The sequence below is a fragment of the Psychrobacter sp. PP-21 genome, assembly GCF_033790785.1.
Lineage (GTDB): Bacteria > Pseudomonadota > Gammaproteobacteria > Pseudomonadales > Moraxellaceae > Psychrobacter.
Genome location: NZ_JAMYEB010000003.1, coordinates 40,791 through 55,431, shown reverse-complemented (window position 1 = coordinate 55,431; position 14,641 = coordinate 40,791). Strand labels below are relative to the sequence as shown.

Here is a 14,641-nt window from a genome sequence, read left to right as displayed (position 1 = left end):
TCAGTTGTTGTAGAGACATCTGTGCTAAAATCAGAGACAGATGAACTTTTACTTGATTCGGGATTACTAAGGTTTGAAGAATTGGCGTTCATATCGGTACAAGACAAGTCAAGAGAATAAGAACTCGAGTATAGCAAATGATGAGGTTACCTTACTAGCCGAACGCTTAGAGTTTTTTATTCCCAAACTCATGAAGCTCATGAGACCTTGGCAGTGGCTGACATATATCGTTTTTTGGTCACTGTTTCTGACAGTGATTGAGCGTCATGGTCTGTCTGGTTGGTCTGATTTTATTATTAAATTCTTTTCTCGAGTGATACAGAATTCACTAACTGTCATTCCAGCACTATATTTAGTCGATTATCTGCGTCCTGCCTTCAAAAACGCGAGCATTCCTAGCGTGAGCGTACGTATTATCATGCTCATGATGTTTTCTGCTACGGTATCTATGGCGTTAGTGGTTTTAGTCATGATCAATCTAGGGTTTATGGCGTATGACCGTCAAGCTTTTATGATTAATCTGCTGTTCAATACCGTGCTTACCGGTGGTTTTACCGCTGTATTTTTATTGTATTTTTTGCGTAGTCACCGTGAGCTCAACGCACTTAAAATATCTTTTGAATATAAGTTAACCGCACAAAATGATTTGATCAAAGCCCGTACTGCCCCGCATTTCTTCTTTAATACGATCAACACACTTGTATCACTTATTGAATCCAATCCGCCAAGAGCTGCTGCCTTACTACAGCATGTCTCTGCTTTATTCCGTGCCAGTTTTAGCGGTGCGCGTGAGATCAGTTTTGAAGAGGAAGTCGCGCTTTGTGAGCATTACTTAGCGATTGAGTCTAGTCGCTTAGCAGATAAGCTCGAGGTAAGCTGGCAGCTGCCTGATGAAGACATCATGTACGATATGGTCATCACGGCTTTAACCTTACAAAGTGTTTTAGAAAAGATGCTGCTCAATGTTGTAGAGATGACCACCGAAACGATTCATATTGATATCAAAGTCACTTGGCAGCAGCACCGTGTGGCAATTCAGATTGAGGTAGAACTGCCCAAAAAAACCTTAATCATCAATCATGATTTGCGTCAGCACATGAATTTTTATATTCAGACGGATCGTTTACGTGCCCATTTTGGTCAAAGTGCTGATATCCAAAGTCTCGTAACCAGTAACCAAGTTACCACCATTATTGACTATCCCTTACAAGATGTCAGTTTATAATATTTGCACCTTTTAGGTGCTTTTGAGTGCTACTGTTTACGTATCGTGAAGTGTGGCATATTTATTGCATCATCTTCTATATCTATATGGTTATTGCGATTTATATCTGGTGAATAATGGTTAATATAAAATAGGATGCGACGAAACGTCATCATATCGAACCGATCAATATATTCGTAATACCATCAAAAACATTAAGTATGTCTTTAGGTGGGAGTTTTCATGCGTATCGTAGTTTGTGATGATGAGCCTTTGGCACGTGAGCGCTTAGTCAGAATCGTACAGGAGTCAGGTCACGAGGTCGTCGCTCAAGCCACAACAGGTGGAGAGGCCATCGTCGCTGTAAAAATTCAGCAGCCTGATATTATATTATTAGACATTCGGATGCCTGAGATGGATGGGGTACGCTGTGCTCAAGAGCTTGCCAAACTTGAGCATCCACCTGCTATTATTTTTGTTACCGCTTATGATCATTACGCGATAGCGGCACTAAAAGCCAATGCAATCGGCTATCTGTTAAAGCCTGCAAACAAAGATGAGCTGTTAGAGGCACTGAACAAAGCAAAAAACCTAAACGCGGCGCAGCTCAATGAAATTCGTAAGCTGGAAGATCCAACCGCGCGTCCAGTACGCGAGCATATTGCTGCCCGTACTCACCGCGGTGTAGAACTGATTAAACTAAAAGACATTTATTACTTTGCAGCAGACCAAAAGTACGTCAAGGTACGTCACAAAGATGGCATGGTACTGATTGATGAAACGCTAAAAGAACTAGAGCAAGAGTTTGATGACCGTTTATTTCGCGTGCATCGCAATGCGATCATTAACCTTAATTTCTTGGATTATTTAGAAACCTTAGATGCGGGTCAATATCAGATACGATTTAAAGACATTGATGAGACGCTAGCCGTGAGTCGGCGGCACCTGCCAGCCTTACGTGACAAAATTCAAAGCATGTAATGAGGTGTTCCCATTTCGACATAATCCTGCCATATCATCCAACCCTTATTTATGCTTAAATAGGGGTATTTTTTTGCGTCAGCCTCTACTATTAATGATTTGATTCACCATTTTTCTGTGGCAAGATTGCCCTATTATTTGGCAATGACATCATGGTAGTGAGCTGATAGCATCGAGTTTATTGAGGCCTTTTATGAGCAACCAACAGCAACCTGCTTTGACTACACTAACTATCGCTACGCGGCAGAGTCCTTTGGCTCTATGGCAAGCGGAACATATTCGCGATCGTTTATTGGCGCTTTATCCTGAGCTGACAATCGAGTTACTAAAAATTGTCACTAAGGGTGACAAGATTTTGGACACCCCTTTAGCCAAAATCGGCGGTAAAGGTTTGTTCGTAAAAGAGCTGGAACAGGCACTGTATGACAAACAAGCAGATATTGCCGTACATTCACTAAAAGACGTACCGATGCAGCTTCCTGAAGGTTTGATGCTAGGCGTTTATTGCAAACGTGCTTCACCAACGGATGCTTTTGTCTCAAACACTTATAATAGTATTGACGAGTTGCCGCAAGGTGCCGTCGTTGGGACGTCGAGTCTGCGCCGTCAATGCCAGATCAAAGCGTACCGCCCAGACCTACAAATCAAAACCCTGCGCGGCAACGTAGGTACGCGTTTGGGTAAACTAGATGCTGGTGAGTATGATGCCATTATTTTAGCGACCAGCGGATTACAGCGTATTGAATTAGATGCGCGTATACGCGGAGAGTTAGATATTGCTGCTTGTTTACCTGCAGTTGGTCAAGGTGCTTTAGCTATCGAATGCCGTGAGGGTGACGATGAAGTACTACAGCTGCTGGCACCGCTAAACGATGACAAAGCTCGCATTCGTCTCATCGCTGAGCGTGCACTAAACCGTCATCTAGAAGGCGGCTGTCAGGTGCCGATTGCTGCTTATGCTGTGTTGCAAATGGCGGACGAGACCAGTGCCAACAATGATGACAATGGCGAAAATGGCAATAACGATGATGGTAATGTGCTGTGGTTACGAGGCCGAGTGGGTCAAGCTGATGGTAGCGAGCTGTTAAAGGCAGAAAAGCGAGCGACGTTGGTCGGTACGCAAGATGAGCAAGAAATGCAGGCAAATCAGCTGGGTATCGATGTCGCAGACATGCTACTCGCTGATGGAGCTGGAGATATATTATCAGCCATTTATGAGCCTGAGTAACCGATAGATTGCATTGTGATTTTGTTATAGACCAGCACTTCAAGTGGCTGGTCTATAGCGAAGTCGACTTTATAGGTCTTTTGCCGTGGTACAGCTATGTCATCAACGTCAACCCAAGTAACATTCAGTCGTGATAGTCACAATAGTCACCCGGAGGACTCATCATCAGTGCCGCAAATTGTTATCAATACGCGTCCAGTAGAACGTGCTGCGCCGCTGACACATCACTTGCAAGCAGCTGGGTTTACAGTGGTTGAGATACCTCTGTTGGCGCTACAATCGCGTCCAACAACTGGTGGTGATATGGCACTGATGCGTGCATGGCTAACTGGTCAATATAAGGCCCTTGTGGTTATCAGCCCAACTGCTGCTACGTTAGGATTGGATGTTTGGCGTGCACTTGCGCGCAATGAGTATGACGACTGTAATCCTGCGGGAGAAGAGCTCAAGCGGCTAGAGACTGAGCGTACACCGTCCACGCAAGCTGAAATACTCTCTGAACCTCTTATCGCACCGAATCAAATCATCGCAGTCGGTCAGGCCACTGCTACGGTGCTGAATCAGGCAAAAATAGAGCCGACAAGCTACCAAGTATTGCAGCCTGAGGTTGCCAATAACGAAGGTATGCTGGCAATGCCTGAAATCGAAAGTTTGCAGTCAGGTGATAAGCTGCTGATATGGCGTGGTCTTGGTGGGCGACGATTATTGGTCGACACATTACAGGCCCGCGGTGTACATATCGATAGTATTGCGTGGTACGAGCGTACAATGCCTATTGATGCACGGTCTCAATATCAGCAATATCAACAAGATTTTTTCGCACACAACAAAGAAAAGAACGCGCAATCCAATCAGTCAAAACCAATCGTAGTTGTGAGTAGTGGAGTGGCCTTTGAGCACTGGAAGCATATCGTTGAAGGTGCACAAGTAGAGACTTTGGTACCGAAGCCAGATACAGATGCGATTGAATATGCCGAGGAAAGTTTGCCGCTCGCACTATCAGATTTTGTTTATGTCGTACTGGGTGAGCGCTTAGTAAAGATGGTGGCAGCAGAACACTTGAGCTATTGGCGTGTAGAAGACTTAGCACCAGATACGATTCTCTCAGCCATCAACGCTACCAATTAGCTTTATAATTTTTTATTTGCTCTAAACATGGTCACACCTATCAATAGTGGTACAGCCTTATGTCAATGAATCCTGAGTCTTTACCCGAAGGTCCTTCTGCTGTACAGCAGCGCCGCCAAGCAAATATTTTGCTGTTACGGATGCAGTGGCTGGTTATTCTGCTACTTGTTGCAGCGCTGCTTTGGCTATATATCAGCCAGCAACGCTTTCAACATAGTGTCAACGAGCGCTTACAAAGTAACGAACAGGTCGTCAGCCGTTTAAATGAAATGGACGATCGTTTATTTGCAGTGAGCCAACAGACATTGCCTGAACCAAGAGTGGAAGCCAGCAGTCAAGCGCAGAACCAGCTGGATTTATTACGTATCCAAATAAAGGCTGCCGATAGACTACTAGCAGATAATAATGACAGTGCAGCGATAGAGCTACTGCGAGGGTTGCATTGGCAGTTGGCACAAAGCAGTAATGAGATTGCACCTGCGTTGACTGTGGTCATTAAGCAAAGCTTGCTCCAAGATATTGAACGCCTGCAAGCGCAAAGCTCACAACCGAGTCCATGGCAAATACAAAACCTTGCGATTCAAAACATCCAAGAGTTTTTGCACAGTCATGAGCGTCTTGGAAACTACGAGCGTACGGATATTCAGCGCCGAGAGCTTGTCGATGCTGCAACAAACAAGCCTGCTAACAGACCGGTGAACAATGAGGCAAATCTCTCTCGCAGACAGCTCGTCATTCACGAAGTCATCATGACCTTAAATCTTGCGAGCCAATCTAGCAATATGCGTGAGCAGGACCAATTGAGTAGTTATTTGACCCAAGCGCGCAAACAGCTAAAAACGTTAATCCCTAAGTCATCAGCGAGCAAAAAGTCCACTCAAGATAATGCGATTGGTATTGTGCCCGCGGACAAAAAACCGATAAGCGCACAAGCTAATTCGAACACGGCTTTAGACACCAATTTAAAAACCAACGTAGACACTAATTTAGAAATTATGAAAGCTCCTAGTGATATACCAGAAGTCATTGCTTGGTTGGATCAACTGATTGCTAATACTCCCAAACCAACCCCGTTATTGACCACACAAATCTTAGACAAACCTTAGAGCCAATAGAGGGTGTTTAGAAATGCGACATATATTGAATATAAAGAAAAAGGTAAGTTATGACTGATTTTAATGAAAAATCTGATTTTTTGGCTGAAGTGATTACCGAGCGTCCTGATGTATTGGCTAATTATCCAATTATTCACCATCAGCCAATCCATTGGGGTGAAATGGATGCATTTAATCACCTAAATAATGTGGTTTACTATCGTTACTCTGAGTCAGCGCGTATTGGTTATTTACATGCACTAGATATGTTTGATGGCAGCATGGTTACCGTACTGGCGCAATCAAGCTGCCAATACTTACGTCCAGTGACGTATCCTGACACCTTGCTACTAGGTGTTCGCTGCCAGCGTTTGGGTAATACCAGTATAACAATGGAATACAGCTATTATAGTACAGCGCAAAACATCATCGTGGCGACGGCCGAGGCAGTGGTGGTACGTCTCGATAGTGATGGTAAAGGTAAGTTGCCATGGACAGCGGAAGAGCGCGCGCGGCTGTTAGCATTAGAAGCGAAATTTGATCACACTCCCGAGCTTTAGAGTGATATTAACCTGACGCTTTTTTGAGAGGTCTCGCTGGTTAAAGGTGAACGGTATCGTCGGTTAAACGTTGGTTATTAAAAATAAAAAAAGGGCACGCTAACATGATATTAGCGTACCCTTTTCGCGATTTATGTTTCAGTCCACTTTCAAACAGTCTTTAGCTTTGTTGCGGTGCACTCACAAAATCAACCACATTTAAGTCAAAACCTGATAAGGCATAAAACTTCATCGGCGATGACAGTAAACGCATATCACGCACACCTAAGTGACGCAGTATTTGTGCACCAACGCCGATACTACGATAAGGCTGCTGGGCGATGGTTGATAGTGACTGATTGTCTGAAGCTTTATCTAGCGCATCTCCTAGATCGACTGGCTGATGGTTACCGACCCAAACCATGACGCCACGATCTGAAGCACTGATTTCTTCTAGTGCTGACTGCACGCTCCAGCCGCTACGACCCGTCGTATCATTTTTGGCCGCAAATAGGTCACGTAGTGGATGGAAGCCATGGACACGTACGGTACTCACGCCTTCGCTCACATCACCTTTTACCAATGCCAAATGCGTTTCTTCAGCACCAAACTCGCGGAAACGATGCAAGGTAAAAGTGCCGTGTTCAGTTTCAAAAGGACGCGACTCGATTTCTTCTACCGTTTGTTCATTGGCGATGCGGTAATTGATGAGGTCGGCGATTGTACCCATTTTGATGTCATGTTCTTTTGCAAATATCTCAAGATCATCTCGACGTGCCATTGTACCATCAGCATTGATGATCTCTACAATGACTGCTGCAGGCTCTAGTCCTGCTAATCTTGATAAGTCGCAACCGGCTTCTGTATGGCCTGCACGGTGTAGAACACCGCCGTTTTGCGCCATAATTGGGAAGATGTGCCCAGGTTGGACGATGTCTTCTGGTTTGGCAGCAGACGAGACCGCAGCTTGAATCGTGCGAGCGCGATCTGCTGCAGAGATACCAGTGGTAACCCCTTCAGAGGCCTCAATAGAGACCGTAAAGTTTGTGCTGAACTTTGCCTCATTGCGATCAGACATGAGTGGTAGGGCTAATTGCTGGCAACGCGCCTGTGATAGGGTTAAGCATACCAAGCCGCGCGCGTGCGTAATCATAAAGTTGATATCTTCAGGGCGAACGTGCGTCGCTGCCATGATGATATCACCTTCATTTTCGCGGTCTTCATCATCCATCAAGATGACCATTTTTCCGGCACGAATATCTTCGATAATCTCAGGAATCGTATGTAAACTCATAGTAAGTCTCAATATTTTATTATTAATAAATATGTGTGGTTTGGAATATAAAGCGTTATCTGCCTATTGTAGCAGTAGATGGTACAACGCGCTGTTGCTGTTGAGCAAAGCGCGTGATAATCATAGTAATCAAATAACAGTAATCAAATATAGAAGTAACTCATGACTCTTATATATCATTATGGATACATTTTAACGGTTTTTGACCACGCGTGCTGCCTCAAAGCTGAACTATCACGCTTAGTCTTTTAAAAATGGGGTTAAATATTACTAATGGCTCATACGTATAATGACTAATCCCTAAACCAACGATAGCTCAAAATTTCCGACACATCAGATGGTATTCTCAATCATTACTCGCTGCTTGGGTTTTTAGCCATTCTATAAACTGTTTACTATGCTGTTCACGTTGGTTATCAGCAAACTCGTAAAAACTGGTACCCAACAAGTTTTCTGGTAAATAGCTCTGAGGATAGTAGTGATTAGGATAGTCGTGAGGGTAAGCGTAACCTTGTCCGTAGCCCTGATTGCGCATTAGTTTTGTCACCCCATTACGTAGGTGTAATGGTACAAGGGAGGCATCCTTTTCTGCCAAAGCCATCGCCGCATTTATCGCTTTATAAGTGCTGTTGCTTTTGGCACTGGTCGCTAGATATACCACGACTTGCCCCAATATGATGCGTGCCTCTGGCATACCGATTGATTGCACACTGCGTAGGGCTGCATCAGCAAGGAGTAGGGCATTGGGGTTGGCATTACCGATATCCTCACTGGCGAGTATCACCAATCGACGCGCAATAAAATCTGCAGGCTCTCCGCCAACCAGCATCCGAGCCATCCAATATAGCGCTGCGTCAGGATCTGAGCCACGCACTGATTTAATCATGGCTGAGATAATATCGTAATGCTGCTCACCATCTTTATCGTAACGTACCAACGCCGTTTGCGCCACTCGGCTAACCAGCTCATCATCAATGACTGTTGGTGATTGCTTGGTGTCGGCTGTTTGGATCGCGAGCTCTAATAAGTTTAGCGCCTTTCTTGCGTCGCCATGTGCCAATTGACTGATGGTATCTTGCGCTTGCAAGTCGATAGTCAGTTTTTTAAGGACAGCGTCTTCTGCTAGTGCTCGCTGTAATACGGCACCAATCTGCTCAGGCGTCAACGGCTCTAAACGATATACTTGGCAACGTGATAATAGAGCATTATTGACGCTAAATGATGGGTTCTCTGTGGTTGCACCAATTAAGGTAATATCCCCAGACTCCACAGCGCCCAAGAGCGCGTCTTGCTGCGCTTTATTAAAACGATGTATCTCATCGATAAATACCACAGGTGACTCAAGGCTTAATGAGTCTTTATTGTCTAGTACTTCACGCAGCTGCTTGACCCCAGTATTCAAGGCAGAGAGCGCATGAAAGGGTCTACCAACGGCATCAGCCAATAGCATCGCGATGGTTGTTTTTCCGATACCTGCTTCACCATGTAAGATAATAGATGGCAAGTGTCCTTGCTCTACCAAACGTCGTAGCGGTGCACCTATAGCTAAGAGGTGCTCTTGACCAATAATGGCAGTAAGTGAAGCAGGGCGCATACGCTGGGCAAGGGGGGTGTCGGCGTGAAAGTTGGTCAGCATAAAACTCTCTATTAAAAATTAAAAAACCATCAATGGAATCATAGTGGCAGTTATCGATGGGCGTTATCGCTGAATACAGAACATTGAGTACAGAGCACTGCATTCTATTCTATATTTACTATTCTGAGTTAATCTGAATATACTCAGTTGTTTGGCATGATTCTCGCAGCAACTTTATGATGACAATCAATATTGGACATGAGCCATAAAAGTAGGCTAGGTTATAAACCTAATGTTATCTGCAAGTAGGTGTCATACACACTAGGCTAACGCAAAAATATGTTAATGAAAGCTCACTAAGCGTATAGCTTATGTCCTTGATACTTTAGTTTTCATAATTCATCTATATTAACGGTTCAATCGTTTTATTGAGAACGGACTTAGAAAAATGGACAATCAAACAGAATTCATTAGAAGCAGCCTATCAAATACAAGGGAATACGCTAACGATGTCTAAACCCACTCTCAAGCGCTTGTTTAATCGATATCTACGTAGTAGTAATTACACTCATCGGTCGCGTGGTTTAACGGCTGGAGAGATAGCGCTGGCGCGCTCCGTATTCGGTGAGAGTATCAGACTTGATGAGGTTCGGCTAAAGACCGCTTGGTGGGTACTAAAAAACTATGCCGTCAGTCCCAACGGGAATATTTATTTTAACCCAGCTGATTGGATTATAGATTTTAGTGACGCGCCTTTGGCGAAACAGAGCTGGCTAATACATGAGTTGACCCACATATGGCAATTGCAGCAAGGCTTAAAAGTCGTACGTGGTGCTCTTATCGATCGGCGCTATGATTACGTATTAGAAACGGGTAAGTCCTTTTTTAAATATGGTATAGAGCAGCAGGCACGTATGGTACAAGATTATTTTGTACGCCAGCAGCGTGGACAAGACTGCCAAGATTTGGAGGCTTGCATACCGTTTTTGACCGTAAATCCTATTACTAATGTTAAAAACTCTAGTAGCTCTTTTGTCAGCTAGGTCTTATCTGTCATGTTGTAATGGAGTTTCTGGCTGCTCGTGTTGATTAGAGACAGTACTGCGATTAGTAACGGTACGACTAGTGAATAAGATAAAAAATAATTATATACCTATCAAATTGAGTTTGTTCAATGACTGATAATTCAATGGTGGCTCGAAGAATAAGTGAATAGCGAATAACAAAAGTCAGTTATCGTCATCACTTTAGCTCTTTATATGTTTGCTTTATTAAAGGATATGTACTCTTATGCTTAGATTTTTATCAGTGAAGCCAAATACTGACACTCATTATCAATCGACATTGCTTGCAGCAGCGTTTACGAGTGTATTATTTCTGACGGGCTGCCAGCAGCAAGCAGATACGCAGCCTGTATCAGACGACACCCAGACGAGTGAAAAAACAAGCGTGGAAGACAGTCAGCCTATGCCGCAAAGCGATTCGGCTGCTGCGCGTATAGAACAGTTTCAACCTATATACGTTGCACAAGCACAAGGGTTGCAGCGTCGTCTTCAAGCAGAGTATGAGTCACTGCAAGCGGCAGATGCATCAGACAGCGATGAGTCCTTACTCGGCGGTGCAGCTGACAATGCTAACGATAATGTGACTGACAGCATCGGTGAAAACACTACTAGCAAGAACAGCAACAATGAGCCGTTAGGTAGTGCGTCAGAGGGTGCTGACGTTAATAGTGCTGAGCAGACAGTAGCATCGAATAGCTCAATGGGTAGTAATGCAGATTCGGATGCGGCGGTTGATATTAATACCAGTACCGAAGTTGGTGAGCGTGACTTGACGGTATTAAAGCGTATTAGTCTGGAGCCACGTAAACCTGTGATACTGACTGAAGCGCAGATAATAGAGCGCTATCAACAAACGATGGATACGCTATATCAGCCTGTGACGACGCCACTCAGTGCAGAGGATTCTGACACACTGATTAACATAGCGACTTTAGTGCCGCAATTGTTTGAACATGCAGAGATTGCTGGAAGGGTAAGTGCAAAAAGCCCAGCGCTGGCTCGTTTGATTATTCAGCATCAAGTATGGGAGCAGATAGAAGCGCAGCAGGTAGTCGATATGCAGCAGATGAAACAACAGCAGCAGCAAGAGTTTGAGATGCTCATGACTAAGTTTAATGATACGATCAAAGGCTATGATGAGCAGATCGCAAAGTATGAACAGACTTTGAAAGAATTTCAGTAAATAACCATAGCGTGTACATAGTATCAAATGTACATACTAGAGCTAATAGTACCTATTAAAGAGCAATAAAAAATCCCGCATAATAGCGGGATTTTTTATTGTTCAAACACAGCTCAGCTTACTTGCGATCTTCAACTTTTACAAAATCACGGCGCGTTTCACCAGTATATAACTGACGTGGGCGACCAATTTTAAATGGTGCACTGTGCATCTCTAACCAGTGGCTGATCCAGCCTGAAGTACGAGCCAATGCGAAGATAACCGTAAACATTGACGTTGGGATACCAATGGCTTTTAAGATGATACCAGAGTAAAAATCAACGTTTGGATATAGGTTACGCTCGATGAAGAACGGGTCTTCTAGTGCGATTTTCTCTAATGCCATCGCCAACTCAAGCTTAGGATCGTTGATACCTAGTGCTTCTAGTACTTCATCACAAGTCTCTTTCATTACTTGAGCGCGTGGATCGAAGTTTTTGTAAACACGGTGACCAAAGCCCATTAGCTTCACTTCACGGCTTTTCACTTTTTCCATGAATTCAGGCACATTTTCAACAGTACCGATTTCATCTAGCATCTCAAGAACAGCTTCGTTAGCGCCGCCATGTGATGGTCCCCATAACGCAGCAATACCTGCAGCGATACATGCATAAGGGTTTGCACCTGTAGAGCCAGCTAGACGTACTGTTGACGTAGAGGCGTTTTGCTCATGGTCAGCGTGCAATGTAAAGATCTTGTCCATGGCGCGAGTGATAACGTCATTGGTTTTGTAGTCTACATCAGCAGGCGTTGCAAACATCATGTACAAGAAGTTTTCAGCATAATTAAAGTCATTACGCGGATACATGAACGGTTCGCCTTGTGAGTATTTATAACTCATAGCAGCAAGCGTTGGCATCTTAGCAATTAGACGGATAGCAGTGATCTCACGATGTTCTTCATTGCTCACGTCTAGGTCTTCATGATAGAACGCTGATAAGGCACCAACGACACCAACCATGATAGCCATAGGATGTGCGTCACGGCGGAAGCCTTCAAAGAACTTGCGTAATTGATCATGAACGGCAGTATGTTCGCGGATTTTTTCGAAGAAATCTGCTTTTTGTTCGTTATTTGGTAGGTCACCATGAATCAACGCATAAGCAACTTCTAGGTATTCAGCGTTGTTTGCTAACTCGTCGATAGGGTAGCCACGGTGTAGTAACTCGCCTTTACCGCCGTCGATGTAAGTAATCTTTGATTCAACAGGAGCAGTAACTTTAAAGCCAGGGTCATAAGACCAGAAGCCCGAATCTTGTAGAGCAGCAACATCGATAACTGGGCGCCCTAAAGTACCTTTAATAATAGGAAGTTCGTATTCTTCACCATTCACGGTTAGTTTGGCATTATTATCAGCCATAAATTGCTCTCCATTGGTTTTAGCTTGTTAGAATAAAATTACTACAGACGTACACCTCACGTCATCATCGGTCAAACGGCAAAATGAATTTAACTCATTTAATACGCAGGGTATATTAGCAGCAATCACTTGTGATTTGAAAAAACTTTTATTGACTACCATCCCAATTGGCATGGGTTAGCGGTGGTTATTCGCTGTAATTTTTGTATCAAAATATGTCTGTTTGGTTATTTTGCTTAAATTTATCCATTTTTCAGCCACATTTATGATGTCAAAATCGGTACAACATTGTTCGAATATTGGCAAAAATCTAAACACATATGCATAAAAATTGAGCCTAAAATCTTCTAGGTTATGAGTAGCAAACCAATCGAATTCTACTTAAGTTTGATATAGATCAATGCTTTTCAGATTGAGTATTACATATCTCTATTTATTTGTTAAATAACTGTGTTTTACTATTGCTTCAGGGATAAGTTTGTAATTATCGCTCAGTCATTTTATAATCGTAGTAATTAACTAGCACTAGCTTGTGCAAATTGATAAGCGGTCATAACATAATGTCGTCTATAGCTTGATTTATATATGCCTATTTACGATTGTCTAGTGTTTTGATAGACCAAACCGAATTCTATGGTTTGAGTATTCCTATTAACTATTTTGTTTTTAAGTGCTGAGTACGAGTATCTATTGCTTAGTATGTGGCTCGTTCTGAAGTAGAAGACATATTAACGTTGTCTTGCGCTTCATACGACTAATAAAAATAGACTGGTTAGTCGATCTTACTCATGTTTATTCTCTTTGTTGTATAATAGATGGGTTGTTTGATAGGCCTGTCACTTCGACGAGCGACATTGAGCAGTCTATCACTACCTTTATATACATGATCCTTTCTTCATATTTAGCGCAAACTAAAAGAAGTCAGCTAGCTCTTCCTTACTTTATTCGTCTCGTGTGTTGCTCGACGCTCATCTGACACTATTCATGTCAGGCCTCGATAGCAGATACAGGAGTATAACCGCAAAAAGGATGCCCGCTGTGAAAAGCAACCGACCTATTGATCTGCCTTTAAGCCAAGTGATTAGTGTTAATCGCTCACCGATTGCGATCGCCTCTATCTTGCATCGTATCTCTGGCATTATTTTATTCTTATTAATTCCTGTCATGCTATGGTTATTACAGAACTCACTGGCGTCGCCTGAGAGTTTTGCAACTGTATTTGACAACGTACTTGTGCGCTTTTTAGCATGGATATTTGTTGCCGCTATTGCCTATCATTTCGTAATGGGTATGAAACATTTATTTGCTGATATGGGCATGAACGAAGAGCTAAAATCTGGCCGCACTGCCTCTATGGTCAGTTTTGTGATCGCCGCGATTTTGGTTGTCGCGTCATTTGTATGGGTGATGTTCTAATGATAAAAAATGATTCAGGAATCAAAAGTGCTACTGGTCTGACAGGTTCAGGCTCACGTGATTGGATTATTCAGCGTATTAGTGCTGTTGTTTTAGCCGTTTATAGCGTGATATTGCTGGGCTTCTTTTTGACCCATGGTGATGTCACTTTCATTGAATGGTCATCATTTATGACCAGTTTACCGATGCGTTTGTTCAGTTTAGTTGCAGTACTTGCACTGGCTGGTCATGCTTGGGTGGGTATGTGGACAGTATTTACTGACTATATTACGACAGGCAAGCTAGGCTCAAGCGCAGCAGGTTTACGTTTAGTACTACAGTCATTAATGATTATCGCTATTTTAGTATTTCTATTTTGGGGCATTATGATTTTTTGGGGTAACGGTTTCGGTATCGCTGCTGTTTAACCATTGAACAAATACCTCTTATATCTATATATAACAGCAGGTATATCCAACTGATAAACTGGTTGGAAAGATAATTGCAATTATCTGCTGATAGCCAAGAATAGTCATAGCATTGGACTAGCATTGAT

General features: G+C 43.2%; 13 protein-coding genes. 10 read left to right on the top strand and 3 right to left on the bottom strand.

The features are described from left to right. Positions 1 to 199 precede the first annotated feature (199 nt). The 6 genes from NJD71_RS04300 to NJD71_RS04275 all read left to right on the top strand — a co-directional run bounded on the left by NJD71_RS04300 (position 200) and on the right by NJD71_RS04275 (position 6,195). On the top strand, positions 200 to 1,225 hold the full coding sequence (locus NJD71_RS04300) for a histidine kinase (RefSeq protein ID WP_319050712.1): 1,026 nt from the start codon (positions 200 to 202) through the stop codon (positions 1,223 to 1,225). Between the two features lie 222 nt (positions 1,226 to 1,447). Then, complete coding sequence (locus NJD71_RS04295; RefSeq protein ID WP_319050711.1) at positions 1,448 to 2,185, top strand: LytR/AlgR family response regulator transcription factor; 738 nt, start codon at positions 1,448 to 1,450, stop codon at positions 2,183 to 2,185. A 193-nt stretch (positions 2,186 to 2,378) separates the two neighbouring features. Continuing rightward, on the top strand, positions 2,379 to 3,413 hold the full coding sequence (hemC, locus tag NJD71_RS04290) for a hydroxymethylbilane synthase (protein WP_319050710.1): 1,035 nt from the start codon (positions 2,379 to 2,381) through the stop codon (positions 3,411 to 3,413). Positions 3,414 to 3,509: 96 nt separating this feature from the next. Continuing rightward, positions 3,510 to 4,541 (top strand): uroporphyrinogen-III synthase, encoded by a 1,032-nt coding sequence (locus NJD71_RS04285; protein ID WP_319050709.1) that lies wholly within the window; start codon positions 3,510 to 3,512, stop codon positions 4,539 to 4,541. Between the two features lie 59 nt (positions 4,542 to 4,600). After that, a complete protein-coding gene (locus NJD71_RS04280) occupies positions 4,601 to 5,647 on the top strand; it encodes a hypothetical protein (protein WP_319050708.1) in 1,047 nt (348 codons plus the stop codon). A gap of 59 nt (positions 5,648 to 5,706) precedes the next feature. After that, a complete protein-coding gene (locus tag NJD71_RS04275; RefSeq protein ID WP_319050706.1) occupies positions 5,707 to 6,195 on the top strand; it encodes an acyl-CoA thioesterase in 489 nt (162 codons plus the stop codon). A 160-nt stretch (positions 6,196 to 6,355) separates the two neighbouring features. Here the strand turns inward: NJD71_RS04275 and ribBA are convergent, their stop codons facing one another. Then, the gene (gene ribBA / locus NJD71_RS04270) at positions 6,356 to 7,468 is read right to left on the bottom strand and encodes a bifunctional 3,4-dihydroxy-2-butanone-4-phosphate synthase/GTP cyclohydrolase II (RefSeq protein WP_319050705.1); all 1,113 of its coding nucleotides are present in this window, start codon (positions 7,466 to 7,468) and stop codon (positions 6,356 to 6,358) included. A 346-nt stretch (positions 7,469 to 7,814) separates the two neighbouring features. After that, the gene (locus NJD71_RS04265) at positions 7,815 to 9,104 is read right to left on the bottom strand and encodes a replication-associated recombination protein A (protein ID WP_319050704.1); all 1,290 of its coding nucleotides are present in this window, start codon (positions 9,102 to 9,104) and stop codon (positions 7,815 to 7,817) included. 449 nt (positions 9,105 to 9,553) lie between these two features. On the opposite strand from NJD71_RS04265, the gene NJD71_RS04260 reads away from it, so the two are divergent. Further along, positions 9,554 to 10,087: a type IV secretion protein Rhs gene (locus NJD71_RS04260; RefSeq protein WP_319050703.1), complete on the top strand. Its 534-nt coding sequence runs from the start codon at positions 9,554 to 9,556 to the stop codon at positions 10,085 to 10,087. 247 nt (positions 10,088 to 10,334) lie between these two features. Further along, complete coding sequence (locus tag NJD71_RS04255) at positions 10,335 to 11,291, top strand: hypothetical protein (RefSeq protein WP_319050702.1); 957 nt, start codon at positions 10,335 to 10,337, stop codon at positions 11,289 to 11,291. A 118-nt stretch (positions 11,292 to 11,409) separates the two neighbouring features. On the opposite strand, the gene gltA is transcribed toward NJD71_RS04255, so the two are convergent. After that, positions 11,410 to 12,690: a citrate synthase gene (gene gltA, locus NJD71_RS04250; protein ID WP_319050701.1), complete on the bottom strand. Its 1,281-nt coding sequence runs from the start codon at positions 12,688 to 12,690 to the stop codon at positions 11,410 to 11,412. A gap of 1,029 nt (positions 12,691 to 13,719) precedes the next feature. Between gltA and sdhC the strand changes: the two genes are divergently transcribed. After that, positions 13,720 to 14,106, top strand: coding sequence for a succinate dehydrogenase, cytochrome b556 subunit (gene sdhC / locus NJD71_RS04245; RefSeq protein ID WP_319050700.1), 387 nt, complete (start codon positions 13,720 to 13,722; stop codon positions 14,104 to 14,106). Positions 14,107 to 14,108: 2 nt separating this feature from the next. Next, positions 14,109 to 14,513, top strand: a complete 405-nt coding sequence (sdhD, locus tag NJD71_RS04240; protein ID WP_319050869.1) for a succinate dehydrogenase, hydrophobic membrane anchor protein — start codon at positions 14,109 to 14,111, stop codon at positions 14,511 to 14,513. Positions 14,514 to 14,641 lie beyond the last annotated feature (128 nt).